At 71.9% G+C, this 25,697-nt stretch carries 21 protein-coding genes; 13 read left to right on the top strand and 8 right to left on the bottom strand.

Annotation, left to right across the window (positions count from 1 at the left end):
• Positions 1-2 precede the first annotated feature (2 nt).
• Together J7I97_RS13255 and J7I97_RS13250 are read right to left on the bottom strand one after the other, a co-directional pair.
• Positions 3-4,118, bottom strand: a complete 4,116-nt coding sequence (locus J7I97_RS13255; RefSeq protein ID WP_214934183.1) for an AAA family ATPase — start codon at positions 4,116-4,118, stop codon at positions 3-5.
• A 62-nt stretch (positions 4,119-4,180) separates the two neighbouring features.
• The gene (locus tag J7I97_RS13250; protein ID WP_214934181.1) at positions 4,181-5,173 is read right to left on the bottom strand and encodes a lipase family protein; all 993 of its coding nucleotides are present in this window, start codon (positions 5,171-5,173) and stop codon (positions 4,181-4,183) included.
• A 245-nt stretch (positions 5,174-5,418) separates the two neighbouring features.
• Here J7I97_RS13250 and J7I97_RS13245 point away from each other — a divergent pair, with 245 nt between their 5' ends.
• Together J7I97_RS13245 and J7I97_RS13240 are read left to right on the top strand one after the other, a co-directional pair.
• Positions 5,419-6,336, top strand: coding sequence for a MurR/RpiR family transcriptional regulator (locus tag J7I97_RS13245; protein ID WP_214934177.1), 918 nt, complete (start codon positions 5,419-5,421; stop codon positions 6,334-6,336).
• 325 nt (positions 6,337-6,661) lie between these two features.
• Positions 6,662-7,051 (top strand): hypothetical protein, encoded by a 390-nt coding sequence (locus tag J7I97_RS13240; protein WP_214934174.1) that lies wholly within the window; start codon positions 6,662-6,664, stop codon positions 7,049-7,051.
• Between the two features lie 22 nt (positions 7,052-7,073).
• On the opposite strand, the gene J7I97_RS13235 is transcribed toward J7I97_RS13240, so the two are convergent.
• Positions 7,074-9,998: a DUF6493 family protein gene (locus J7I97_RS13235; RefSeq protein WP_251058756.1), complete on the bottom strand. Its 2,925-nt coding sequence runs from the start codon at positions 9,996-9,998 to the stop codon at positions 7,074-7,076.
• Positions 9,995-11,407, bottom strand: coding sequence for an SWIM zinc finger family protein (locus J7I97_RS13230; RefSeq protein ID WP_214934171.1), 1,413 nt, complete (start codon positions 11,405-11,407; stop codon positions 9,995-9,997). The genes J7I97_RS13235 and J7I97_RS13230 overlap by 4 nt, the downstream gene beginning before the upstream one ends.
• Positions 11,408-11,558: 151 nt before the next feature.
• Here J7I97_RS13230 and J7I97_RS13225 point away from each other — a divergent pair, with 151 nt between their 5' ends.
• The gene (locus J7I97_RS13225; protein ID WP_214934169.1) at positions 11,559-12,407 is read left to right on the top strand and encodes a serine protease; all 849 of its coding nucleotides are present in this window, start codon (positions 11,559-11,561) and stop codon (positions 12,405-12,407) included.
• Positions 12,408-12,474: 67 nt separating this feature from the next.
• Here J7I97_RS13225 and J7I97_RS13220 read toward each other — a convergent pair whose 3' ends face one another.
• Positions 12,475-12,981 carry a GNAT family N-acetyltransferase gene (locus J7I97_RS13220; RefSeq protein ID WP_214934166.1) on the bottom strand — a complete coding sequence of 169 codons (507 nt, stop codon included), beginning with the start codon at positions 12,979-12,981 and terminating at the stop codon, positions 12,475-12,477.
• Positions 12,982-13,006: 25 nt separating this feature from the next.
• Positions 13,007-13,531 carry a DUF4188 domain-containing protein gene (locus J7I97_RS13215; protein WP_214934163.1) on the bottom strand — a complete coding sequence of 175 codons (525 nt, stop codon included), beginning with the start codon at positions 13,529-13,531 and terminating at the stop codon, positions 13,007-13,009.
• Between the two features lie 93 nt (positions 13,532-13,624).
• Between J7I97_RS13215 and J7I97_RS13210 the strand changes: the two genes are divergently transcribed.
• The 3 genes from J7I97_RS13210 (at position 13,625) to J7I97_RS13200 (ending at position 15,704) form a co-directional block, all read left to right on the top strand.
• Complete coding sequence (locus J7I97_RS13210; protein ID WP_214934160.1) at positions 13,625-14,266, top strand: MerR family transcriptional regulator; 642 nt, start codon at positions 13,625-13,627, stop codon at positions 14,264-14,266.
• A 187-nt stretch (positions 14,267-14,453) separates the two neighbouring features.
• Positions 14,454-14,930: a hypothetical protein gene (locus J7I97_RS13205; protein ID WP_214934158.1), complete on the top strand. Its 477-nt coding sequence runs from the start codon at positions 14,454-14,456 to the stop codon at positions 14,928-14,930.
• A gap of 156 nt (positions 14,931-15,086) precedes the next feature.
• Positions 15,087-15,704, top strand: a complete 618-nt coding sequence (locus tag J7I97_RS13200; protein ID WP_214934156.1) for an RDD family protein — start codon at positions 15,087-15,089, stop codon at positions 15,702-15,704.
• Between the two features lie 188 nt (positions 15,705-15,892).
• On the opposite strand, the gene J7I97_RS13195 is transcribed toward J7I97_RS13200, so the two are convergent.
• Positions 15,893-16,810, bottom strand: a complete 918-nt coding sequence (locus J7I97_RS13195; protein ID WP_214934154.1) for an MBL fold metallo-hydrolase — start codon at positions 16,808-16,810, stop codon at positions 15,893-15,895.
• A gap of 100 nt (positions 16,811-16,910) precedes the next feature.
• Between J7I97_RS13195 and J7I97_RS13190 the strand changes: the two genes are divergently transcribed.
• Positions 16,911-17,828, top strand: a complete 918-nt coding sequence (locus J7I97_RS13190; protein WP_214934152.1) for an AraC family transcriptional regulator — start codon at positions 16,911-16,913, stop codon at positions 17,826-17,828.
• Between the two features lie 52 nt (positions 17,829-17,880).
• Here the strand turns inward: J7I97_RS13190 and J7I97_RS13185 are convergent, their stop codons facing one another.
• Positions 17,881-18,540 (bottom strand): DUF4360 domain-containing protein, encoded by a 660-nt coding sequence (locus J7I97_RS13185; RefSeq protein WP_308365865.1) that lies wholly within the window; start codon positions 18,538-18,540, stop codon positions 17,881-17,883.
• A gap of 217 nt (positions 18,541-18,757) precedes the next feature.
• Between J7I97_RS13185 and J7I97_RS13180 the strand changes: the two genes are divergently transcribed.
• The 6 genes from J7I97_RS13180 to J7I97_RS13155 all read left to right on the top strand — a co-directional run bounded on the left by J7I97_RS13180 (position 18,758) and on the right by J7I97_RS13155 (position 25,646).
• Positions 18,758-20,599 (top strand): glyoxal oxidase, encoded by a 1,842-nt coding sequence (locus J7I97_RS13180; RefSeq protein ID WP_214934150.1) that lies wholly within the window; start codon positions 18,758-18,760, stop codon positions 20,597-20,599.
• Between the two features lie 139 nt (positions 20,600-20,738).
• A complete protein-coding gene (locus tag J7I97_RS13175) occupies positions 20,739-20,954 on the top strand; it encodes an acyl-CoA carboxylase subunit epsilon (protein ID WP_214934147.1) in 216 nt (71 codons plus the stop codon).
• Between the two features lie 526 nt (positions 20,955-21,480).
• Positions 21,481-22,581 (top strand): SchA/CurD-like domain-containing protein, encoded by a 1,101-nt coding sequence (locus J7I97_RS13170; protein WP_214934144.1) that lies wholly within the window; start codon positions 21,481-21,483, stop codon positions 22,579-22,581.
• Between the two features lie 97 nt (positions 22,582-22,678).
• Positions 22,679-23,122, top strand: coding sequence for a cupin domain-containing protein (locus J7I97_RS13165; protein WP_214934142.1), 444 nt, complete (start codon positions 22,679-22,681; stop codon positions 23,120-23,122).
• Positions 23,119-24,390 carry a beta-ketoacyl-[acyl-carrier-protein] synthase family protein gene (locus tag J7I97_RS13160; protein WP_308365862.1) on the top strand — a complete coding sequence of 424 codons (1,272 nt, stop codon included), beginning with the start codon at positions 23,119-23,121 and terminating at the stop codon, positions 24,388-24,390. The genes J7I97_RS13165 and J7I97_RS13160 overlap by 4 nt, the downstream gene beginning before the upstream one ends.
• A complete protein-coding gene (locus J7I97_RS13155) occupies positions 24,387-25,646 on the top strand; it encodes a beta-ketoacyl synthase N-terminal-like domain-containing protein (protein WP_214934137.1) in 1,260 nt (419 codons plus the stop codon). Before J7I97_RS13160 ends, J7I97_RS13155 begins: the two co-directional genes overlap by 4 nt.
• Positions 25,647-25,697 lie beyond the last annotated feature (51 nt).

Genomic DNA, 25,697 nt, shown 5'->3' with positions numbered 1-25,697 from the left:
GCTCAGGCCGCTTTCGGGCCGTTCCCTTCGGCTGGTGTCCGTGCAGGTGTCTGTGCCGGTTGCGGCACCTGTCCGGCGGCGTTGCCCGAGCCCATGGCGGCCGCCACACCGGAGACGAGCTCGCCGCTCTGGTCGTGCAGCCCGAGCAGCCGTCGGGCGAGCCGGTCGAGGGTGCCGCGGCTGCGTGCTTCGCGGAGGATTCCGCTCGTGCTGGTGTGAATGGCGCCGGAGGGCTTGGCATCCTGCGGGGAGTCGTCGGCGACGGCTCCGGGCGGCGGTGGCGGCTGCGGAGGCCCGGCGGCGGCGTTCTCGAGGATCTTCTTCATGGCGGAGCGCAGGTGCGGCTGCTTGGCCACCACATGGCTGATCGCTTCGGCGAGGGCCTCCAGGACCGAGTCGTCGGTGGTGGGCAGCCCCACGACCTCCAGGGTGTGGTCGAGCGCGGCCGGATCCTGCCGGGAGACTTCGGCGGCGACGGCCCGTACCAGTGCCGGCTGCTCGGCCAGAGCGTCGTCGGGCAGCTGCCGCAGCCGCCGGGCCAGTCGCCTGTCGATCTCGGAGTCGCCGTCGGGTGCGGCGGTCAGCCGCGCCCGGGCCAGCATGGCGCCCATCGCGTCGAAGTCCCGGCCGAGTGCGGCCGCGAGGTCCTCCGCCTCGAGGAGGTCGAGTTCGGCTTCCTTGAGATCGCCCTCCTCCTCCGCGAGACGCGCGGAGAGCAGCAGCAGGTCGAGTTGGGCGTCGGCGCTGCCCGCCTCCGCCGCGCGGTTCACGGCCTCCTCCGCCGCCTCCCTGGCCTCCTTGTGCCGTCCGGTTCTGGACAGCGTCTCGGCGAGCAGCGAGTGCAGGGGACTGCCCGGTGTCCAGGGGCGGCGTTCGGAGAGCCGGGCCATGGCCGCGTCGGTGAAGCCCTGGGCCAGCAGGTCCTCGACCTCGCGGGCGGCGATCCGCTCCCAGTCCTCCTGGTCGGCGTCGAGCATCACCTCGTCCGGTGTGTGCCCGCCGAGGTGCCCGGTCAGGAAGGCGGCCGACCGGGGGCTCATGTCCTGGTCCGCGTTGTCGAGGTAGCGTTCGACGCCGGGCTCCCAGCGCTGCTCCACGGCGCGGGGGTTCTCGTTCAGCCGCAGCCGCTGGTAGATCTCCTCGGCCCGCGCCTCCAGCCCCTCGCGAGCGGCGTAGTACTCGACCGCGCGCTGGCCGACGCTCCGCATGAGGTCGGTCCGCGCCTTGTCCGACAGGCGCAGCATGATGGCGCGGAGGTCGGCGCGGTGCCGGATGCTGTCGGGTCCGGCCATCACGACCAGGTCGAGGCGGGCCAGTTGTCCGAAGAGCCGGCGTGCCTGCTCCGGCGAGTCCACCTCCAGCCCGCACGGCTCGGCGAGGACGTCCTTGATCAGCTCGGGGGTGACGGTCCGCAGGGCCAGGCCCGCCTGCGCGAGTGCGCGCACCTCGTCCTGGGCGATGTGTTTGAGGATGCGGTCGTACAGGATGCCCTGCACGAGCATCTGGTCCACCGTGCGGTAGAAGTGCCGGCGCCGGGTCGGCAGGCTCTCCACCAGATCGCTCAGCGAATCGGCCTCGCCGCCTGCCAGTACGGCGGCCCGGGCGGCCAGTTTCAGGCTGAGCGGGTGACCGCCAACCCGGTCGGCCAGGGCCCGGGCCACGCGGGCGTTCTCGACGCCGCAGGACATCAGGAGGTCGACCGCCGCGTCCGGTTCGAGATCGCCGAGCTCGATGGTCAGCAGTTCCCCGATTCTCCCCGGATGGTTCACCGTCGCCCGTCCGGCGACGATGAACCGCAGGCGTGGATAGACCTGTTGCAGGGACGCCCAGATGGCCCACATCCGTCCGACGACGGGAGAGGCCCGGTACTGGGCCTCCTCGAACGAGTCGACGACGATCACCAGCGGCGGGCCGGTTTCGCCGGGCGGGGTCGCCACCGCCTGCGCCAGGAGTCCGGCGACTCGTCCCACGAGATCCGTCTCGCGGCCGCGCGCCGCCGTGTTGAACGCCTTGGCGGCGCTGCGCCCGGCTCCCGAGCGCGTGGTGGAGAGCTGGTACAGCTCGTCGATGCTGTTCTGCTCGTCCCTCTGGGTGCGGGCGGTCTCCTCGCACTCGTCGGCCAGCGCGTCGAACGCACCGCGGTGGCCGGGGTACTGGATGCCGAGTTGCCGGGCGATCTCGGCGATCAGGGTGATCGGCTCGTGGATCGAGAGGGTGGGGCGCTCGAAGTCGACGTAGGCGAAGGGGAAGCCGGAGGTGAAGTCGCCGAGGCTGTCGAGGAGGAACTTGGCGAGCAGCGTGCTCTTACCCATGCCACCCAGTCCATGGACCAGTATCGGGGGCTCGGTGGTGCGGGTGACCGTGCGCAGGAGTCCGTCCTTCGCCTGCTGGAGGGGGACGGGCGCGGGGTCGGCGGGCAGTCCGACGTAGGCGCGCAGCTGGGCCAGTTCCTTGGTGCGACCGCAGAACGTGCCCTCCACCAGGCTGCAGAGGGGCTGGAGCAGTCTGGCACGCTCCATCAGCCGCTGGACGTGTTCGCTGTCCGGGATCCCGGTGATCTGCGGGATCTGCGACAGCCACAGCACCGCCTGGAGGGTGTCGGCGAGTTGGTCGGCATCCTGCTGCTCCAGTGCCGGCGGAGTGCCCGAGAGGTAGGAGAGGGCGATCCGTTCCGGTCCGCAGCCTTCGGGGAACTGACTGCGGTTGGCTTCGAGGACGAGCCGCGCGGCCTGGGGGCCGGCGAGGCCGCGCAGCGCCGTCTCGCGGACCTCCTGCTTGAGCACCCAGGTGGTGCTCGGGCGCATGCTGACCGTGCTGCAGTCATGGACGAGTTCCAGGGCTGCCCCGCCGCTCGGCTGGTCCTCCCCCGGCAGCCGCAGCTTCGTCGGGTCGAACCCGGTGAGCAGGCAGGCCGCCTCACGGTACGCCCTGCGGCTGTCCGGTATCGCTTCCGGCTGACCGTCCACCGCGGCGAGCAGGTCCTGCCGGAGCCGGGTGGCGAAGTCCTCGCCCGGCTGGAGTGAGCGGTAGGCGCGGACGGTTCCCTCGGCCGCGGTGCAGATCTTTCTCATGTAGCTGTCGTCCCCGGGGGTTTGCGCCGCCTGGAGGACGGCGGGGACGGCCACCTCGACCAGCTCGGCGATCTCCGCCTGGTCCGGCGCGGACGGCGACTCCGCGAAGAACTGGCCGAAGAAGCTGCGCAGATCGTCCGGCCCGGCGACACGCGCCGTGTCACGGCACTCGTTCTTGCGTATGTCGTACGGGAGTTGGCGCATCGTCGGCGAGTAGCCGAGCAGCACGAGCCGGGGCGCGGTCTCCTCCCGTACCGGCGTGTGCTCGTAGATGGCCAGGGCCAGCTGTCCGATGCAGTCCCAGACGTCGGAATTGGCGTCGAGTTTGTCGCACTCGTCGAGCACGAGCCAGAACTGCTCGTCCGCGGCGGTCGCCCGGCTGACGACCCGGTGGACGGCATCGTCGATCGAGGGCAGGTGATCGTTCAACTGTGTCGGATTCAACGGTGCGGTCGCGGCGCCCGGGTCCCCGACGAACTCGGCCAGCCGCCGGATCACCTTGGCGGCCGTCGCCGTGCGGGAGAGGGTCACCCGCACCGGGCGGAATCCGTAGTGCTGGCCGAGGTGGCGGATGAGGTTGTAGCTGTACGAGCGCCCGCTGTCCGGGGCCCCGTCGACCACCAGCACGGTCTTCTCGGAGTCGGCGAGGAATTCCTTCAGGCTCTTGCGCAGATCCGCGCGGTCGATGAAGACCTCGGTGCCGTTCCTGAGCACGTTGGCGCGGAAGTGGTCCTGTGTGGAGTGCACGTCTTCGTCCTCGTGCAGTCTGGCCTGGAACCTCTCGGCTTCCACCAAGGCCGGCAATGAACGCAGTTCATCGAGGCCCACCAGGACATCGAGCAGATGACGCTGGAGCGCGATGTCCTGCCTCGTCGCCTGCACCAGCACGCGGGCGTTATCGCCGGGCTTGTTCGTCAGGGGGAGGCCGCCGACGAACTCCGGGGGGAATCCGTTCTGGGCGAGAACGCCGAAGGGGTCGACGTTGTCGAGAAGGTAGTCACGCACCCACGTGACGACGAGGCCCCACTCCGTTTCGACGAGCGGCATGCCGCACCTACCCGGCCGCCCTCGTGAGGCGGCAGACGGACTGACTGCTATTTGTCATGGTTTCACTCGGCCTTTTCGGAGGCAAGGCGGCCGAACACGCCGCGAACGGCCTCGCTGACCGGCTTGCTCGCGAGGTACTGGCGGAATCCGTGATGGTTAAAGCTGTCGTTGACGACCAGGTGGTCGGTGACGAGATGGATCGGGGCGAACTCGGGCCGCATGGTGTGGTCGAGCGCGACCAGGTCCCGTGCGTCGGAGGCGTTGCACCAGGCCACGACCCCGGCCGGAACCGCGGGAGGCTTCAGCAGGACGTCCTGGACCTCGGTGACCGCGAGGGGCGATCCGACGGTGACGAAGAGGTCGACGTCGCGCTGCTCCTCGCGCAGCACCTCGTAGGCGGCGATGGTGCCCAGGCTGTGGCCGACGACGACGAGCGGGCCGCCTTCCGGACCGCCGTCCAGCGCACGCTTGACCATCTCACGGATCTGCGGCCCCGCCCCGCCGAAGAAGTAGGCGTGCACGTCCTTGAAGGTGCGCTCCACCAGCATCCGGAACAACGGCGTACGCGCGAACCGGGGCAGGGGAAGCGCCTCCAGCGGGGACGGGGTGCCGGGCACCGGGTCCGCACCGCCCTCACCCTCACCCTCACCGTCCGCACCCTCGTCGAGGGCATCCGCGAGATAGGTCATCTCGCGCAGCCACTCGCTGAGCGCGGCCTCCGCCGGGTCACCGGCGGCGGCGCCGGGGACGCTCTCGTGGTCGCCGGCGGCGGCCTCCAGGCGTGCCTCGGCGAGGGTCTGCGCCACGAATTCCTCGGGGGATTTCCTGTCGGACAGCACCGATTCCTCGAAACGCCCGGTGCCGTCGTCGTCCCCGTCGAGCGGGTCGGGGCGGGAATCGGGCAGCGGAGCCCGGTACCGGGTCGCCGCCCAGTAGGCCATGCGCGAGGCACCGCCCATGTCGGCGCCGAAGAGCGCCTTGTCCCACTGGGACTTCAGCAATTCCTCGCGGACCTTGTTTCCGTTCCCGTGAACGTAGACGACCCTGGCTTCCATAGCACCTCCCGTGCCGGGGCACGGACGCCGGTCACCGCCAGTATTGGGCCGCGCCGGAGTGACCGCCAGTCGGTCACCGGCGTTGCCCCGCTTGAATATTGACCGGTCAACTCACCCGCGCGGGACGGGTCGGACCGGTGCGGGCGGCGGTGGGAGGCTCGCTCCGGCGGCGGCGGAGCCTGGTCGGTCGACCACGGTGTGTGAGCTATGTTTGAAGAGGAGTGGCATAAGAGGGAGGCGCGCCGGTGTCATCGGGGCAGCAGGCACGCGCACAGGCGGCCGCGATCAAGCCGAGCGGGCAGTCGCCGGACCGTGAGCGCGCCCCGGCCGACCGGGTCCGCGCGCTCTTCGACGGCCAGCGCCTGTCCCCCGGGCAGCGGCGTATTGCCCAGTACCTCATCGACCACCTCACCGAGGCCGCGTTCCTCTCCATCACGGAGCTCGCGGAACGGGCCGGCGTCAGCCAGCCGTCCGTGACCCGCTTCGCCGCCTCCCTGGGGTTCAGCGGCTACCCCGCCTTGCGGGAGGTGCTCCAGCCGATCGCCCTGAGCGCGGTCGCGGGATCTCCGGACAGCCGTGAGCAGCTCCGCCACAACGAGCTGCAAGCCGCCGTCGATGCCGAGATCCAGAATCTGGAGAACGTACGCCGGCTGCTCGCCGACACCAACCAGGTGCTGGACATCGGCCGCCACCTGGCCCGGTCGGTGCCGCTGACGGTGCTCGGCCTGCGGATCTCGGTCTCACTGGCCGAGTACTTCGCCTACGCGGCCCGGCGCATCCACCCCGATGTACGTCTGGTGACGGGCGGCGGCAGCGTCGCGTACGACGCGCTGCTCCAGTCCCGGGCCGCGGGTGGCACCTGGGTGCTGGCCTTCGCCATGCCCCGGCACGCCAAGGAGACGCTGGCGGCGCTGCGGGCCGCGCGCAGCGCGGGGCTGCGCATCGCGCTGATCACGGATCCCACGCTGGGGCCGCTGGTGGACGAGGCGGACGTGGCGCTCACCGCCGGCACCGGGTCACGGCTGGTGTTCGACTCGTACGCGGCGCCGGGGATGCTGTCCGCGGCCCTCCTCCAGGCGATGGCCGACGCAGATCCCGAGCGGACGCAGGCGCGGCTTGAGGGGTACGAGCAGGTCGCTGACCAGCACGGATTCTTCCTCTAAGCCCGGCGCGTCCCGATTTCACCCGGTCTTCGGCGGGCGTTTTCATGCCCTGCGGGCGCATGAATTTTTACATACGCTTGCTTACTCGACGGTATATATATTTACTCTAACTGGCGCAGGGATTCACCAGATGCCACGGAGGGCGACCCCATGCCCTCCCAGAACGAATGCTCCGCTCGACCGCTCGCCTCCTCGCGGCGCTCCCGGGCGTTCAATCCGGGCTTTCGGATCCCGCCGGCGCTCTGGCGGCCTCGATCAACCCCTGGGCCGAGGCCGCCCCAACCACCTCTCGATCAGAGTTCGACACCTCTCGGAAGCGACGAGAATGCCCCAGACGGCTCTTACCACGCTCAGCCCCGACTGGCCCTGCCAGGTCAAGACGCCCGGAACGCACGACTGGGAGCGCACCGCCACCCGCTGGCTGCGCGACCTGCTGCCGGCCCGCTACGCCGGATACTCCACGCTGACCCGCCACCCGGTGCTTCTGACCCGGCACGCCCAGCTCCAGCTCCAGCACGAAATGCGGGCGGTGCGGGTGGCCCTGGAGACCAGCCGGGCCGAGCTGCCCTCGATGGGCGTGGCCGAGGCCGTCATAGAGAACACGATCAGGATGTACGCCGTCGAGCTTGAGCAGCTGGGCCGCCTCGCTCGCGGCGTCCGCCTCATCAGCGACGCCCTCCTCGTCAGCAGCGGCGCCGCTTCGCGCAGGCGATAGCGGGGCCGTCACTCCCCCACCCCTACCGCGGCTCCGGTGCCGCCGCCGGCTGCGTCAGCGCCGCCCTCAGCCGCCGGGCCTGCGCGACCAGCTGCGAGGAGCCGGTGCGCGAGGCGACCGCTGTCAGGGCCGCGGGAGTGAGGCCGGTCACGGCGGAGCGTTCCACGCAGTCCGCGGCCACGGCCAGCACCTCGCCCGCACCGCGCACAGCGGCGGCGTCCGCCAGCAGCGCGGGCAGCACCTCGGCGAGCACCGCCCAGGTGGTGGCGTACGCACCCGTGGCGGCGGCCGTGCGCGCGGCGTCCGCCAGCCGGTTGGGCTTGACCGTGCCGAGCCGCAGCAGCTCGGCCAGGTCCCGCCCGATCCTCGCGGCGTCCAGCTCACCCCGGGCCGCGAGGACCAGCAACGCGTCGACAGCCGCCAGCCGGTCCTCGGCATGGCGCGCGCCCAGCCCGGTGGCCACCACCAGGTGCACGGCCGGACCCGCGGGGCCGCCCAGCTCGGCCAGCCTCGGCAGCAGCGCGCCCGCGCCGCGCTCGTCGGCCGTGGCGCAGGCCGTCACCTCGGGCAGCAGCCAGGCCGCCTGCGTCTCGCGGTCCTCGGGCAGTACGGCCTGACGGGCGGCGGTGTCCCCGTGCCAGTGGTAGCAGCGTCGGCCGGTACCGAGGTGCGGGCGGCCGATCCGGTGGAACACGGCCGGGAACTCCTGCTGCACCACGAGCCGTTCCCGGGTCTCGACGACGATGTGCCGCACCGACTCGCGGGCCCGGTCCCACCAGGAGTGGGTGACCTGCGGGTCCGGGTCCTTCACCCGGCGCAGCAGCTCGGGCGGCTCGCCGGCCGTGGTGAGCCAGACCGCGAGCCGGTCGCCCTCACGGGTGCCCAGGGCGGCCGCCGCCGGGGCGGCGCGGGGATCGCGCCGGACCCGTAGCAGCGCCTGGGCGAAGTCGGCCGGGGCCGGCTCCGCACCCAGCCGACGGTAGGCGGCGAGGCGCTCGACGAGCTCGTCCGGTTCCACGCTGCCCGTCTCCCAGGTGGGGGTGGCGAGCAGGAACGGCAGCGGGTCGGTCAGCGTCCGGTGCGCTGCCTCGCGCAGCCGGGCGGTGGTCACCGCGCTCAGCGCGACGTGGATGCAGTCGTGGCCGCCGTTGTCCTGGTGGCCGCCGTTGTCCTGGTGGCCGCGGGCCGGCCGCAGGCCGTGCGGGCGGACGCGGCCCAGTACCGCCGCCGCCACTACGTCCAGCCCGTGCAGCTGGTGCGCCTCCACCAGCCCGTCGCCCTCCCCCGTCCACCAGCGGTCGGCCAGCGCCGGGCGCAGGACCGTGGCCAGGGCCGCCCGGTCGCGGTGGGCATGCCGGACGAGACCGTCCAGGGCCGATTCGAACTCGGCGACCGTCGGGGCCGGGGACTTGACCAGGGCCGCCACCAGCTCGACGGTCTCGGCGATCGTCGGCGGCGTGGGTCCGAGGCGGTGGCGGCCCGGCGCCGGAGGGAGGATCTCCTCGTACGCCGGCTGGTCGGCCGGCTCGACGACGGCGCCGAGGAGTTCCGCGGCCGCGCGCCGGTGGACCGGGCTCAGCAGTTCCGCCTGGAAGGCGAGTTCCGCGCGCAGGTCGCCGTCGTCCGGGCGCAGGTGCTTGGCGATGAGCTTGAGGGCGCGCTCCTGCAGTGCGGTGTCCTCGTGGCCGAAGGCGGCGGCGACGGCCGGCAGCAGCTCGTGGCGGGCGCCCCGGTCACGCTGCAAGGCCTTGCCCAGCAGGACCAGTTGGGTGCGTACGAGCTTCTTCTCCGGGCGGAAGAGGACCGCGCCCGACATCTCCGCGAGCCGCCCGACCGGGAGCCGGTCCGCCTCGGACAGCCGGGCGATGACCTGCTGGGCGTGTCTGGCGAGCGGGGACGGTCCGTCGGCGGACATCGCGATCCAGTCGGCCGTGCGCTCCTGCTCCTCGTCCAGGGTGAGCTCCAGACGCTGGAGCAGTACGAGGAAGAACTTCAGCTGGTTCTGCCGGCCGCCACGCAGCAGCCGGGAGACGCAGCCGTCGACCAGGATCCGGCGCTCGACGATGCCCTCCGCCGCGAGCGCGGTCAGCTCCGACGGCCAGTGGCCCGGGGCCTGCGGATGGGCGTACCAGGCGAGGGCGTCGGCGGGCTCGACCGTCGCGAACAGCAGGGGCACCAGCTCCCGTACGTGCGGGTCCTCGCGCAGTGCGACCGACAGCGGGCGGCGATCGGAGCGCGGACGGGCGGGCATGACCATGGACAGGGCCCAGCCGTGTACGAACGCGTCGGTGGTGGGGACCGGGCAGTCGGCGAGCCCGACCAGCTCGCGGATCAGCGGATAGTCGGCCGCGGCGGTGGCGGCGCGGGCCGCGAGGCGGTGGGCGACGTCGCCGAGCCAGCCGGGGTCGCGGTCGGCGAGCAGCTCGCGGAACAGGGTGGCGGAGGGCTGCCGCCAGCTGCGCAGGTCGCGCGCGCCGATCCAGGAGGCCGCGGCGGCCGCGCCGGTGGCGCACGCGGCGCCCGCGAGGAGCAGGCCGGGGCGGATCCGGTCGCGTTCCTGGCCGCGTTGCCATTCCCAGCCGCGGATCTCGCGGCGCAGGGTGGTCAGTTCGGCCAGGAGGGCCCGGCGCTCCGGCACGGTCAGGGGCGCCAGCAGCCCGGGGAGCAGGTCGGTGCGGCCTTCGCGGACCGCGTCGAGGATCGGGTCCATCGCGTTCGCCTCCATCGCGGTCGGGGTCGGGACGGTCGGGGCGGTCGCGGTCGGCGCGGTCGGGTTCAGCGCGGTCGGGTTCAGCGCGGTCGAGGTCGGGACGGTCGAGGTCGGCGCGGTCGGGGCGGTCGGGGCGGTCGGGGCGGTCGGGACAGTCGGGGCGGTCGGGACAGTCGGGACAGTCGGGACAGTCGAGGTCGGGACGGTCGGGTCCAGCGTCGGGACGGCCGGGTTCATCGCGCCCCTCCGGTGGTGAGAGCAGGGGCGGTGAGCGCGGCGCGCTTCGCCATCCGGACGGCGAGTGCGTGCTTGCACGGCCCCCGCCGGCCCCGGTAGTCGGCCCACCACTGGCAGGTGCAGCTCAGCACCCCGCCGGGCGCCTCGCGGACCTGGTAGCGCCGCTCCCCGGAGGCCACGGTGGCGGTGGTGTCCGGCCCCAGGGTGACCGCGCCCCCGGCGAGCAGGGCGCGGGCGGCGACCAGCCGCGGGTTGTGGCGTTCCGCACGGCCGGCGTCGTACGGCAACTCGCGGTGGAAGTACGCGGCGTCGGCGACGTCGTATCCGACCCGGCCGGCCGTGCCGAGGCGGGCCAGGGCCGCGCGGACGCGTGCCACGGTGAGGCCGGACTGCTCGGCGAGGTCGGCGGTGTCGATCCGCGGTTCCCAGGCCAGCAGTACGGAGACGAGCTCGGCGTCGCCGGCGGCCTCGTCGGTGGCCAGCGCCTCCAGGACGCCGCCTTCACCGGAGAAGCCGCGGGCGGGCTCAGGGGAGAGGGTGAGGGTGAGCCGCATCCCGGGCATGGTCACCTCCCAGGCGGCGGCGGTGGCCGCGCCGTCATGGGCGGCCGGACCGTACACACGCAGTCCGGTGGCGTGCCGCAGTACCCGCTGGAGCGCGGCGAGCCGCTCGGGGCCGGGCAGGCAGACGGCGCCGGGGACCGGCCGCGTGGTGGGACGCAGGGTGCGCCCGGCGGGCACGACCCACATCGGCCCGCGTCCGCCGGCACCCCCGCCGCCGGTGGTGGCGGTACGCGGAAGCGCGCGGAGGAACCGCACCGCCTCGGCGGCGGTCAGCTCGGCCCGCAGATCGAAGCCGACGGAGATCACCTGTGACTCGGCGAACCCGCGCAGCCAGCGGTCGGGCAGCGGTACCTTCTTCTCCACGACGGGCCCGTCCAGCGTGGTGACGGCCAGTTCCTCGGGGCCGACGCGCAGGTGCAGCGGCTCGTCCCCGGACAGTCGCGAAAGCGCCTCGCGGAGCGGGTTGTTCACGTCCACGTTGGTGGTTCCGTGCCCGGTGTCCGCTCCGTCGAGGCCGTCCTGGAGCACATCGAGCCGGGCGTACACCCCGCAGCATCCGGAGAACGACTCGAACCGCAGCCGGTCGCCGTTGCCGGTGACCACCGGGTCCAGCGAGGCCCGCAGGGTGCGCTGGTAGTAGCGCGCGGCGGCGACGTCGGCGACGGCCAGCAGTCCCCGGGCGGCGGCCTGAGGCGACCTCAGGAACCCCGCGAAGAACTGCGGATGCGCCTCGGCGCCGACCGGGGTGAGCCCCCCGGCGGTCTCCAGCCCGAGGAGCCGCCCGGCTCCGTCGGAGGTGAGGGCGGATGGGCGTACGTAGGCGAGTGCCTGAACGGATCGGGTCATGAACGGCACGCTAGGTGCCAGCACTGACAACGCCGTCGTGCGGAGTTCCCGAAACACGCATGCCCTCTTGTGGGTTGGGATGGATGTCCCAACAATGCGCATGACAACCGGAGGATCTTCGGTTGCATCGCCATCAGAGGGGAACCCCCACATGTACAAGCCTCTCGTCGGTGCCGCGCTCTCCCTGCTCTTAGCGGGAGCGGCGGCAGCCCCGGCCGTTGCGTCAGCCCCCCAGGACACCGACAAGGCCGCCGTCGCGGTCGCCGTCGCGGTCAATTACGCGGGGACGGTCGCACTCAGCAACTGTTCCGGCTCCGTCGTCCGTGCGCCCGGCTCCCAGCCGGGCGACCCCGCGCTGGTCCTCTCCAACGGGCACTGCCTGGAGACCGGCTTCCCGGCGGCCGGTGAGGTCATCAAGGACCAGCCGTCCACGCGTTCGTTCTCGCTGCTCAACGCGAGCGGTTCCAAGGTCGGGACGCTGCGGGCCAGCAAGATCGCGTACGCGACGATGACCGACACGGACATCTCGATCTACCAGCTGACCAAGACGTACGCCCAGATCCAGAGCCAGTACGGCATCAGCGCGCTCACCCTCAACGACACGCACCCCACGCAGGGTTCGGCGATCAAGGTCGTGTCCGGGTACTGGAAGCGGACCTACAGCTGCAACATCGACGGGTTCGCGTACCGCCTCAAGGAGGGCGAGTGGACCTGGAAGGACTCGGTCCGCTACACCTCGTCCTGCAACACCATCGGCGGCACCTCCGGCTCACCGGTGATCGACACGACGACCGGCAAGGTCGTCGCCGTCAACAACACGGGCAATGAGGACGGCCAGCGCTGCACGGACAACAATCCGTGCGAGGTCGACGAGAACGGCAACGTGACCGTCCGCGAGGGCATCAACTACGGTCAGGAGACGTACATCATCGTCCCCTGCATAGGCGCCGGCAACACGATCGACCTGAGCCGCGCCGGCTGCACGCTGCCGAAGCCGTAACACGCCACACCGCCGGCAAGGGGGCTCCACGAACGCCGGGCCGCCCCCTTGCCGGCAGCTCGGTGCGTCACAGCACGCGGCGCATGCACACCCGCGGCCACCGGTCCAGGCCGTGGGCCGCTTCCCGCTCGCGGATGTCCCGTAGGCCGGGGCCGAGCGTGCTCTCGTCGAGGGGATCGAATCCGCAGCGCGCGTAGTACGGGGCGTTCCAGGGGACGTCCGCGAACGTGGTGAGGGTCAGGGCGGGGACCGCCTCCGTCACGGCCCGCGCCGCCAGATGATCGAGCAGCAGCCTTCCGATTCGGCGGCGCGCGCTGTCCGGGTGTACGGACACCTGCTCGACGTGAAGGTTGCCGTCGACGTGTTCGGCGATGAGATAGGCCACCGGGGCATCGGCCTCGTCGACCGCCACCCAGGCCAGTCCGGCCTGCCGGTAGCGGGCGAGTTCGTCGAGCGGCAGCGGTTCGTCGTCGGCGATCTCGGGCATGCCGATGTCGCGGAAGCACAGGCCGGCGGCCCTCTCGATGTCCTGGAGGAGCGGCAGTTCGTCCAGGCGCACGGCTCGGATACGCATGGCCGCATTGTCCCAGGCGCCCCGCTCAGGCTCCCGTGGTTTTTCCCTCCGCTGCCGACGGGCGGTGCGCGAAGCGGTCGGACGCGCGTCGGCCGCGGCTTTCGACGGGAAGCGCCCCGGTCGCGGCGGCCAGCCCGAAGGGCGGCATGTCGAAGTAGATCGACTCGTACGACCCCTCGGGCACGATGTACGCCTCGTGCCACAGCCCCACATGCTGGCGCTGCTTGGAAGCGCGCACCTTGCGGTTGATGATCCCCCACACCTTGTGGTGGAACATGTCCGGCGCCGCGGCATAGGCGTAGAGCTTTTCCTTGGACTCCCAGTACTGGACCACGTAGTACGTCCGCGGCGACGCGGTGAGGAGTACGTGGCCGAGCAGCCCCCGGCTCTTGTCCCGGCCCAGTTCGCGGAGCATGCGCGGCATGGCTAGGGCTACCGGCAGCCAGTGGTGCACCCCCCGGAAATGGTTGATCCGCATCCCGATCAGCAGGACGACGACGTCCCCTTCAGCGGCTGCTGTGGTGTAGCCCGGTAACGGTTTGGCGAACACACTGCCCCCCAGGGGTCACGTGGTTGGATAGCGGCGCTGTCCATGCCTGTCGGCTTGTTGGATAGTGGCACTCACCAAGGAAAGGCACAAGAGATGCGGCTGGCGGAGTTGAGTGAGCGGAGCGGCGTCTCCACCGCGACCATCAAGTACTACCTGCGCGAAGGGCTGTTGCCGCCCGGACGCCGGGTGAGCGCTACGACGGCCGACTACGACGAAATCCATCTGCGCCGGCTGCGCCTGGTGCGCGCGCTGATCCAGGTCGGCAACGTCCCGGTGGCCACGGCCCGGAAGGTGCTCAGGCACGTCGACGACGACTCCCTGGGCCGGACGATCCGCCTGGGGGCGGCACTGTGGGCCCTGCCGCAGGGGCCCGAACCGGACGACGAGGACGAGGCCGTGGCCGTCGCGAGCCGTGAGGTGGACCGGCTGCTGGAGATGTTGGGCTGGTCGACCGCCCGGGAACTGGGCGCCCTCTCCCCCGTCCACCGCTCTCTGGTGGCGGCGGTGGCCGCGCTGGTCCGGCTCGGCTACCTGTGGGACGCCGCGCTGATGGCTCCGTACGCCCAGCTCATGCACCAAGCGGCCATGCGCGACCTGGACTTCGTGGAGACCCACCCCACCGAGGCGGAGAAGGCCGAGATCGCCGTCGCGGCGACGATCCTCTTCCAACCGGTGATGAAGGCGCTGCACCGGCTGGCCCAGGAGGAGGAGTCGGCCCGGCGGTACGGCCTGTGAGCCGCTGTGAGCGGCTCTGAGGACGTAGGACGCGACGGCCCGCGCCGGGCCGGCGGCGCATTCAGGACGCCTACAACCTGGCCTGGAAGCTGGCGCTCGCCGTCAAGGGCGGCGCGAAGTCGTCGCCAGCACCGTCCGGCACGCCGCCGAGGGAGTCCAGGCGGACCCGACCGATCCGGCGACCCTGATGCTCCGCCAGGCGCAGCTGCTCGTCGGCTACCGGGGCAGTCCGGTCGTGGGGCGGCCGGAGCCGTCAGACGCGTCCGGGCCCCAGCCCGGGGACCGCGCTCCGGACTGCGGCGGCCTCGGCGGGGACATCGCCGCCTACCCGCTGCGGCTGTACGACCTGCTGCGGGACCGCGGGCACGTGCTGCTGCTCTACGGGGACGACCCGGCGGCCGGTGACTTCGCCGGACTGGCGGCCGCCGCACGGGAATTGTCGCAGGACCGGGTGGAGGCCTGCCTGCTGCTCGCCGAAGGCGCGCCGGACGACGGCACGCCGTTGCCGGTGTACCGCGACGGCCGGGGCGAGTTCGCGCGGATCTACGAGGCGCGGGGCGGCACGGCGTTCCTGATCCGTCCGGACGGCTACCTGAGCGCCCGCCTCCCCCTGCCGGCCGGCCGTGAACTGGCCGCCCAGCTCGCCGCCGTCTTCCAGAACTGACCATCGGGCTGCGATCAGAATTGGACAAGAAGTCGATGTTGCGACCACGATGAACCCGCAGTATCGCGGCAGCACGGGGGAAATACCCGCTTGGTTCATGAAGTCCCTCCGCGTTCACCGCTCGTCCCCGTTCCACAACCTGGAGAGACCTCGCCAATGAGCTTCGGCGACCCGAACAACCCCTACGGCCAGCAGCCCCCGCAGGGCCAGCCCGGCTACCCGCAGGGCCAGCCCGGCTACCCGCAGCAGGCGCCTCAGGGCGTGCCCCAGCAGTACGGCTACCCGCAGCAGACGCCGCCGCCGCCGTACGGCGCCTACCCGCCGGCGGGGATGCCGGGCATGCCGGGCGCCGGGATGCCTCCGCTGGCCCACTGGGGTCAGCGCGTGGGTGCGTACCTGCTCGACTTCCTGATCACCATCGTTCCGTTGTACGTGCTGGTCGGAATCGGCCAGGGCATGAGCGACGACCCGGACGACGTCTCGCCGCTCGGCCTCATAGGACTGCTGTACACGATCGGTATGGTCATCTTCCAGCTCGTCAAGGAGGGTTCGACCGGCCAGACGATCGGCAAGAAGGTCCTGGGCATCAGCCTGCTCCGGGAGGCCGACGGTCGCACGCTCGGCTTCGGCATGGCGCTCGTCCGCAAGCTCGCCCACTTCCTGGACAGCGCCGCCTGCTACGTCGGCTGGCTGTGGCCGCTGTGGGACGACAAGAAGCAGACCTTCGCCGACAAGGTGTGCAGCACCGTCGTCATCCAGGTCAACAAGGGCTGAGCAGCGCCCACCGGGCCTGCGCGGCACGAAGGGGCCGGCCTTCGGCGGTACGGACGCCGAAGGCCGGCCCTTTGCCGTACCCGGCCCGGCGGCCCGGCGGACCCGGTGGCCCGGCGGATCAGGCAGGTTCGGCGGATCAGGCCGGTCCGGCGGGTTCGAAGCCGCTCGGCATCTCCAGGGCCCGCTGGTTACTCAGGGCCGTAAGCCGCCCACCGGTCGAGGGTGAAGCCGGCGCCGCTGCGGCGGACCTCCACGGCTCCCGTCCCGCCGAAGTGCGCGGGGATGACCAGCTCCCGTGTGTCCGAGGCCCGTTCGAGAATCCGGCGTCGGCTGGCCGCGGCCTGTGCGGCGTCCATGCAGAAGCAGCTGTTGCAGGACGGTTCGAGGATCTGCACCGGGCTGTGCAGCAGATCGCCGACGAAGACCGCCCGGTCCCCGCCGGAGGCGAGCCTCAGCACGGACGAGCCGGGCGTGTGGCCGGGAGCGGACTCCAGGGTGAGGTGCTCGTCGATGCGGTGCGCACCCTCCCACAAGAGGACCTGTCCGGCCCGGTGCAGAGGTGCGACGCTGTCCTCGTAGATCAGCCGGTCGTCATCCCGCAGGCCGTTCCCGTACGCGTTCCCCGGACCGAAGTGGAAGTCGTCCGCGGCCGGGATGAGGTACTGGGCGTTGGGAAACGCCGGCATCCACTCCTCCGCGCCGGCCGCGACGGTGTTCCCGCCGACGTGGTCCCCGTGGACATGGGTGTTGACGACGAGGTCGACGTCCTCCGGCCGGACGCCGACCCGCTCCAGGCCGCCGAGGAAGTCGCCCTGCCAGTGATGGAACTGCGGCGAGGTCGGCCGCTCGCGCCCGTTGCCCACCCCTGTGTCGACCACGATCGTCCGCCCGCCGCTGCGCAGCACCCAGGTCTGGAGCGCGACCACCGCCCGGCCGCTGTCCGGCTCCCAGTGGTCCGGTGCCAGCCAGTCCTCGTTGTCCTTCCACACTTCGGCCGCGGCCTCCGGCACGAGCGCCACGGCTGGCGCGAACGCCCCCTGCCACTCGACGACCCGGATGACCTCGACGTCTCCCAGGACCAGGCTCTGCTTGCTCTCGCTGTTCATGTCGTCCAGCCTAGGAAGGGCAGTTGAGCCTTTCAATGCTCGTGCGGCTCACCCGGATACGCAGCCCGCTCACTCCTGATGCCGGGGATACGCTGGCCCGATGGATGTGGTGAGTGACGCGATCGGGGCCGTCCGGATAGGAAAGCCGTCCTCCAACCGGGTGCGGGTCAGCGGAAGCTGGTGCGTGCGGTTCGCCCCGTATGACGGCGCGGGCTTCCACGTCGTACTGGAGGGCAGCTGCTGGCTGCTCCCCGACGGCGGCGCCCCGGTCTCCCTCGGCACGGGTGACGCGGTACTGCTGCCGCACGGCACCGGGCACGTCATCGCGGACTCCCCCGTCGACGCGGCGGCCGTGGCGCGGGCGGTGCCCTTCGACGGGTCCGAGGGGAAGGGGGCGCGCCGGGCGCCGGACGCGTCCGGCGGGGTGGAGATGCTGTGCGGCAAGTACCGGCTCGACCGCAACCGGGTACACCCGCTCATGACGGAGCTGCCGAAGGTCGTCCATCTGCCGAACCGGGTGGGCAGCCATCCCGAACTGCGCTCCGCCATCGACCTGTTGGGCCGCGAGGTGGGCGAGCAGCGGCCCGGCTCCTGTATCGCGGTCCCCAGCCTGCTCGATCTGCTGCTCGTCTACATGGTCCGATCCTGGATGGACGAGGGCACGACGGGAGTCTGGCCGGCCGTACTGGGCGACCCGGTGGCGTCCGCGGCGCTGCGGGCGCTGCACTCGGATCCGGCCGCCCCGTGGACCAGCGACCGGCTGGCCGCCGAGGCCGGCGTCTCGCGGCCGACCCTGGCCCGCCGGTTCACCGCCCTGGTCGGCCGGCCTCCGATGGCGTACCTCACCTGGTGGCGGCTGACCTTCGCCGCCACCCTGCTCCGCGACACCCAGGACCCGCTGGCCGCCATCGCGCGCCGCGTGGGCTACGGCACCCCGTACGCGCTCTCGCACGCCTTCAACAGGGAGTTCGGGACGACACCCGGACGCTACCGGGCGGCGGCCGCGGGGCAGTCGTGAGAGCGCGCCGCAGGTGCCGGGGCACCTGCGGCGCGCCGGCCGCCCGACCGCGTCAGCGGCCGGGGCACTGCTTCCACGAGAAGTGGTAGACGCTGTTGATGCTGCCGTCCGTGGAGTCGAGTGCCATGAAGCTGGTCTTCGACGGGTCGGAGGTGCCGACCTCGGCACGGAGCTCGGTGTTGATGTTGAAGTTGCGCAGCTCGCCACAGGGCGCGAAGGCCAGGGCCTCGACGCCGGTGGTGTCGGTCACCTGCCAGTTGTCGTCCAGCTGGCCCGCGAACTTGTGGGTGCGCTGCGCGGTCTGGCTCATGCCCTGGAAGTAGTAGCTGGCCTTCTGGGTGCCGATCGCGCCCTCCTGGAGGCTGCCGAAGCCCCGGTAGTCCGCCTGGGCCACGGCGTAGGTGTAGCCCTGGGGGACGTGGACGACCAGGGAGAGCTGGCAGTTCTTGCGGCCTTCGGTCGCGGGGGCGCCCCCGCCGGCCGAGGCCACGTACTCGCTGTAGGTGACGGTGAAGGCCGTGTTGTCGGGGGATACGGCGACGGCGGCGCTGCCGGGACGACAGCCGGTGCCGTTGACCGTGGCGACGTCCACGGTCACCTGGTCCGTGGGGGCCGAGGCGGACGGGGCGGTGGCTCCGGCCGACGGGGTGAACGAGACGAGAGCCGCGGTGACGGCGGCTGCGGCGAAGGTGGTGCGAAGTGGCTTGATCACGCCGATATGGAAGCGGTATTCGGCCGCCGCGGCCCGTGACCGGGTGCGCGGTCTCACCCTGATGGACGGCCAGGTTCACCGCAGAAGCGTATCGGCAGTGCGGACCCGACGGCCGAATGGCCCACACGGGAGGCGCGGATGCCCTCCACACCCGATGAGCGCCAGGATTCGTCCATGTTTCTCCTACTATGGGCATCCCGTTGACTGAGGAGGGCCCATGGCCGGTCAGTTCGCACGGCGGTCCGCCGTGCTGTCCGCAGGTCTGCTTCTCGCCACCCTCTGCCCTTTGGCGAGGGCGCAGGCTCATGAGGCGGAGCCGAGGGCCGACGAGGTCACGGCGACGGCCGGCACGGGCACGGCGACGGCCGGCGAGGTGGCCCTGCTCGGCGAGGAGCACGCCCGGGAGCACGCCAGGCGCCGGCTGGCGGTCGAGAACACCGGCGAGTATCCGCAGGCGACCCGCACAGCGAGCCTGGCCTCCCTGACGGCCTCCCAACGGCAGGCCAACAAGAAGTTCGACCCGGTGCGGTTCGGCCGGTTCACCGACTTCTTCCCCTCCCCCGACTTCGGCGTCCACATCGCCCAGCTGCCCACCGGCAAGGTGCTGCTGTTCTCCTTCGAGCGTGTGGAGGTCAATCCCACCAAGGAGACCGGCCCCACGGACAGGATCGGCCGGACGAACGCGGGCCGCGCCTTCCTGTGGGACCCGGCCAGGGGAACCGGAGCGGGGGCCTTCAAGAAGGTGCCGCCGCCGACCGTCCTGATGCCCGACGGTACGTATGTCCCGCGTCCCGCACCGTTCTTCTGCGCCGGGCACGCGTTCCTGCCCAACGGCATGGTCGGGGTGTTCGGCGGCAACGCGGGCGGGAAGGGGGGCAGCGGCGCCAAGCTGTCCTTCGTCTTCGACCCGTGGACCGAGATCTGGTACCGCAACCGCGACATGTCCGTCGGCCGGTGGTATCCCTCGGTCGTGACCGGGGCGGACGGACGGCAGATCATCATGTCCGGCCAGTCCGAGCGCGGTACGGGCACCCCCACTCCGGTCGTGGAGCGCTTCCCCGCGCTGAGGCATCCCGTGCCCCGGCGGGCGTACGACATCCCGCTGGACATCGCCTCGGAGCGGTTGCGGTCCGACGCGCCGTTCAGGAACGACTATCCGCACCTGTTCTCGCTGCGCGACGGCATGATCTACGGGCTCGGCCGCGACGCCGATCAGCAGTGGCTGTTCGACCTGGTCAAGGAGACCCGTACGGACCTGCCCAGGCGGCCGGCCGACTTCCGCGGCTACGGCTCCGCCGTTCCGCTCCCCGCCGGATTCCGCGGCCCCGACTCCGTGCTGGTGCTCGGCGGCGACCCGCGCGACCCGAACACGTACCGGCTGTCCGGCGGCGGCTGGAGCACCGAGGAGCCGCGGGCGTTCGGCCGCACCCAGGACGACACCCTGATCCTGCCGGACGGCACGCTGCTCACCGTCAACGGGGCGCTCGACACCCGGGACTACGGCCACGGGCCGTTCAACCCGAAGGCCGACCTCAAGTACCGGCAGACCGAACTGCGCGACGCGCGGGGCCACTGGAGGCTCGGGCCGGCCCAACGGCTGCCGCGCGGCTACCATTCCAACGCCCTGATCATGCCGGACGGCCGGATGCTGGTCACCGGGGACGAGCTCCAGCAGATCGCCAACGACCCCGACATCGGGGACGGCATGGACGGCAGCATCGAGCTGTACGAGCCCGCGTACCTGCACCGGGGCAGCCGGCCCGCCCTCGACCAGGCACCCGCGGGCGAACTCGCCCACGACGCGGAGTTCCGCGTGCGGACCTCGACCCCCGCCGACGTCAAGCGGGCCGTCCTGCTGGCGCCGACGACCGTCACCCATGCGGTGAACACCAGCCAGCGCCATCTGGAGCTCCGTTTCACCGGCGTCCGGGGCGACACCGTCGGGCTCCGGACCCCGCCGACCACGGCCGATGCCCCGCCCGGTTACTACATGCTGTTCCTGCTCAATGCGAAGGGCGTGCCCAGCACTGCCAAATGGGTGAAGCTCGGCCTGCGGTGACCTGGTCACAGCCCGGGCGTGTCGCCCGGACGGGTGTGGACAGAGCCCCCTGACACGACAGGCCCCCGGCGGGCTCGTAGCGTCGTCAGCGTCAGGGGTCCTGGTGGCCCGACAAGGAGAACTCTCCTGATGAGAGGCCATGTCGATGCTCAATGACGTCCCGATATCCAGCCTTCTGCGCATCCACCGCGGCTGCGCCGAACCCGAGGAACTGGCCGCGATCTCCGTCGTGGTCGCCTGTCTGGCGGGCCGGGCCGCCCACACCGCGCGAAGGTCCGCCGGCGGTATGCACCGCCGCCCGGGCCCGGTGCTCAGGAACCACGGCTGCTGGGCGGGGTGCTGGGCCTGCCGGTGACGCCGGCAGGTCTGTGCCGACAGCTGTTCGGCCACCTTCCCCGCCCCCTCCCGCCAGGGCGTGCCCTGGCCGCCGAGCAGCACGGACGACCGCTCGTACAGGTCCAGCGTGGAGATGCGCGGCCCGGCTCTCGACACCCACGCAGGAGTACCGCTCCGCGACCCGTTCGGCGGCGTGCCAAGGGGCCTTCCCGCTGATGTCCACGCCGTTGCCCGTCTGGGGGACGCGCAGCGCCTCCCGGACGGAGCTGCGCGGGCCGTCCGCGGCGACCTGTGCGGGGCAATGGATTCCCGATGCCACCGATCGGCTCATGAGCCCAGGCGATTCGCCGCTTGTCACCCGCTTGATCCTGAGATCTAGCGGTCTGTGCCCGACCGGATGACGATGAGCGACAGCGGCTTCCCCTCAGGTGCGCCGGCCTGCCGTTCCCGGGCGGCGTGGCCGCCGGCTCCCGGCGGATTCCGCCGATGACGGACGAGGAGTCCGTACGCGATGGGTTTCCAAGCCCTCACGAAGGAGTGAATAGATGACAACCACCCTGTCCGAACGGGTGTCACAGTCCGCCTTCGACGGCTCCATGCTCCGGGTCGTGCTGCTGATGGACCTGCACGAGGGGGCCCAGCAGCAGTTCTTCGAGGCGTACGAACAGCTCCGCCATGACATCGCCTCGGTGCCGGGCCACCTCGGCGACCAGCTCTGCCAGTCCTTCGAGAACCCCTCGCAATGGCTCATCACCAGCGAGTGGGAGAGCGCCCCGCAGTACCTCGCATGGGTCAACAGCGAGCGGCACGTCGAGCAGGTCCGGCCGCTGGGCGCCTGCGCGCGCACCATGCGCCCGCTCCAGTTCACCGTGCTGCGGGAGACCGGCAGACGGTACGACGAGGTGTCGCAGGCGCCCCGGGGCAGGCTCCAGCCCGCCCCGCGCCTGGGCGCCGGAATCGTCCGGCACGCCCTCACCTTCACGGTCAAGAAGGGCAGCGAGAAGGCGGTCGCGGACATCCTCTCGTCGTACGCCTCCCCGGCGGCCCAGGTCGACGACCACACCCGACTGTGCCGCACCTCCCTCTTCATGCACGGCAACCGCGTGGTACGTACGGTGGAGGTCCAAGGAGACCTCATGGCGGCGCTGCGGCACGTTTCCGAGCAGCCCGAGGTCCGCGCCGTCGAGGAGGCCATCAACCCGTATCTGGAGCAGGACCGGGACCTTTCCGACCCCGAGTCCGCCCGGATGTTCTTCATGCGCGCCGCCCTCCCGGCGGTGCACCACATCGACGCGGGCGGGCGCGAGTCGGCCGAGGTGCGCCGGCACGCGCTGTTCTACCCGGCCAAGCCGGGCTGCGGGACGGCGCTCGCCAAGTTCCTGTCCCAGCAGGACGAGGCCTCGGCGCAGTGCGCGTCGAGCCCCGTTCGGAGCAGCAGCATCTTCCAGCGCGACGACATCGTCGTGCGCCTCTTCGACGTGGCGGGCCCGCTCGACGCCCGCCCCGGCACCGCCTTCGGCGTCGAAGGGCCGCGCAAGGCGGCGGTACTGGACCGGCTGCTGGCCAAGCCGTCCGGCAGCGGACCGGCCGCGCCGCCCCACCCCATGAACCTGATCACCGACCGCCGGGCTCCGGCGAAGTCCTGATCCGGACGGGCCCACGGGTTTCCCGTTCCCGGCCTGCACCACTCACCACATCGAGGGCCCGCATCCAGGCTCCTCACTTCCCAGGAGGAAGTCAGCCATGACGAAACACCGCCCACGAATCGTCGATCTCAGCGAGACACAGCCCAACCGCCGTCGTGGAGGCGATCTGCGAGCCGTGCTCACCCCGACCTCGGTCGGCTCGACCAGCGGCTTCATGGGCCTGGCCGTCATGGCCCCCGGGGAGTCGATCGCCGAGCACTACCACCCGTACTCCGAGGAGTTCGTGTACGTGGTCAGCGGAATGCTGGAGGTCGACCTCGACGGGGACGCCCACCCGCTGCGGACCGATCAGGGGCTGCTGGTGCCGCTCAACGTGCGCCACCGGTTCCGCAACGTCGGGGACGTCGAGGCCCGGATGGTCTTCCACCTCGGCCCGCTGGCCCCGCGTCCGGAGCTCGGCCACGTGGACACCGAGGAGGCCCCGCACCCGGAGAGCACCGGATGGGACCGTCCGCCGGAGCACACCCGGGTGGTCTCGTGAACGGGCGGCGGGTGGCCGTCACCGGAGTCGGCGTCGTGGCGCCCGGCGGAATCGGCGCCCGCGCCTTCTGGGACCTGCTGTCCAACGGCCGTACGGCCACACGCGGCATCACCCTGTTCGACCCGGCCGGCTTCCGCTCCCGGATAGCCGCGGAGGTGGACTTCGACCCCGCCGCACACGGTTTCGACGACGACGGGGCCGCGCGGGCGGACCGTTACATCCAGTTCGCCCTGGTCGCCGCGCGTGAGGCGGTGGCCGACGCCGGCCTCGACCTCGGCAGCGACGAGGCGTGGCGCACGGGGGTCTCCCTGGGCACGGCGGTCGGCGGCACCACCCGTCTGGAGCACGACTACGTCGCCGTCAGCCAGGAAGGCGCGTGGTGGGACGTGGACCACCGGCTCGCGTCGCCCCACCTGCACCGGGCGTTCACGCCCGCCACCCTAGCGTCGGCCGTGGCGGAGCAGACGGGCGCACGCGGCCCGGTGCAGACGGTCTCCACGGGATGCACCTCCGGGCTGGACGCCATCGGCTACGCCGTCCACTCCATCCAGGAGGGCCGGATGGACGTGTGCATCGCGGGCGCGTCGGACTCCCCCGTCTCCCCCATCACGGTGGCCTGCTTCGACGCCATCAAGGCGACGTCGGCGAACAACGACGACCCGGCGCACGCCTCACGGCCGTTCGACGCCAACCGGGACGGCTTCGTACTCGGCGAGGGCGGCGCCGTCCTCGTGCTGGAGGAGCTGGAACACGCCCGGGCCCGCGGCGCGACCGTGTACTGCGAGATCAGCGGCTACGCGACCTTCGGCAACGCCCACCACATGACCGGGCTGACCGCCGAGGGCCTCGAAATGGCCCGGGCGATCGAAACCGCCCTGGCGCAGGCCCGCGTCGACGCCAAGGACATCGACTACGTCAACGCGCACGGCTCCGGGACCAAGCAGAACGACCGCCATGAGACCGCGGCGGTCAAGAGGGTCCTGGGCGACCACGCGTACAAGACGCCGATGACCTCCATCAAATCCATGGTGGGGCACTCACTCGGCGCCATCGGGGCGATAGAACTCGCGGCCTGCGTACTTGCCATGAGGCATCACGTGGTGCCGCCGACCGCGAACTACGAGACCCCCGACCCCGAGTGCGACCTGGACTACGTGCCGCGCACGGCGCGCGGCCACAAGCTGCGCAACGTGCTCTCCGTCGGCAGCGGATTCGGAGGCTTCCAGTCCGCCGTGGTCATGACCCAGCCGAAGGAGGTGCGCGCGTGAACAGCCGAACGAGCAGTACCGCGGGCCGCACAGTCGTCACGGGCATCGGGGTCGTCGCCCCCAACGGGATTGGCTCCGACGCCTTCTGGAAGGCGACGCAGTCCGGCGACAGCGTCCTGGACCGCGTCACCCGGCAGGGGTGCGAGCACCTCCCGCTGCGGGTCGCCGGCGAGGTGCGGGGATTCGACCCCGGCTCGCTGGTCGAGGAGCGCTTCCTCGTCCAGACCGACCGGTTCAGCCACTACGCGCTGGCCGCGGCGGACCTCGCCCTGGAGGACGCGCGGCTCGGCCGGGCCGACTACGAGGACGACCCCTACTCCGTGGGCGTCGTCACGGCGGCCGGATCGGGCGGCGGCGAATTCGGGCAGCGCGAGCTTCAGCGGCTGTGGGGGCAGGGCCCCCGCCATGTCGGCCCGTACCAGTCGATCGCCTGGTTCTACGCCGCCAGCACCGGCCAGATCTCGATACGGCGCGGGTTCAAGGGCCCGTGCGGTGTGGTGTGCGGTGACGAGGCCGGCGGCCTGGACGCCTTCGCGCACGCGGCCCGGGCGATCCGCCAGGGCAGCCGGGCGATGCTGGCAGGCGCGACCGAGGCACCGCTCGCGCCCTACTCGGTGGTCTGCCAGCTCGGTTACGAGGGGCTGAGTACGGAGGAGGACCCCGAGCGGGCCTATCGGCCGTTCACCGAGAAGGCGTGCGGTTTCGTCCCGGCGGAGGGCGGCGCGATGTTCGTCGTCGAGGACGAGGCCACGGCCGGGCGGCGTGGCGCGACGGTGCGGGCCGTACTGGCCGGCCACGCCGCGACCTTCACCGGTCCGGCCCGCTGGGAGGAGTCCGGGGAGGGCCTGGCCCACGCGATCCGCGGCGCGCTCCGGGAGGCCGGATGCGCCCCGGAGGAGGTCGACGTCGTCTTCGCCGACGCCCTGGGCACACCGGAGGCCGACGCGGCCGAGGCGCGGGCCATCTCCGACGCGCTGGGCGGGCACGGGAGGCGGGTGCCGGTCACGGCGCCCAAGACCGGTACCGGCAGGGCGTACTGCGCGGCCGGCACCCTCGACGCGGCCGCCGCGGTCCTGGCACTGGAGCACGGCGTCGTACCGCCGACCCCGAACGTCTTCGACGTGTGCCACGACCTGAACGTGGTCACGGGCGGCGCGCGCGCCGTGGAGCTGCGGACCGCGCTCGTACTGAGCCGGGGCCGGATGGGCTCGAACTCGGCGCTCGTGATCCGCAAGGGACCCGAATACCCGGGTTAGGGCTCGGGATCCACCCGCGGGACTCGCGGGACCCGCAGGACCGCAGGACCG

It is taken from the genome of Streptomyces sp. ISL-87, from assembly GCF_018614095.1.
GTDB lineage: Bacteria > Actinomycetota > Actinomycetes > Streptomycetales > Streptomycetaceae > Streptomyces.
This window is presented reverse-complemented; position numbering and strand designations above follow the sequence as displayed.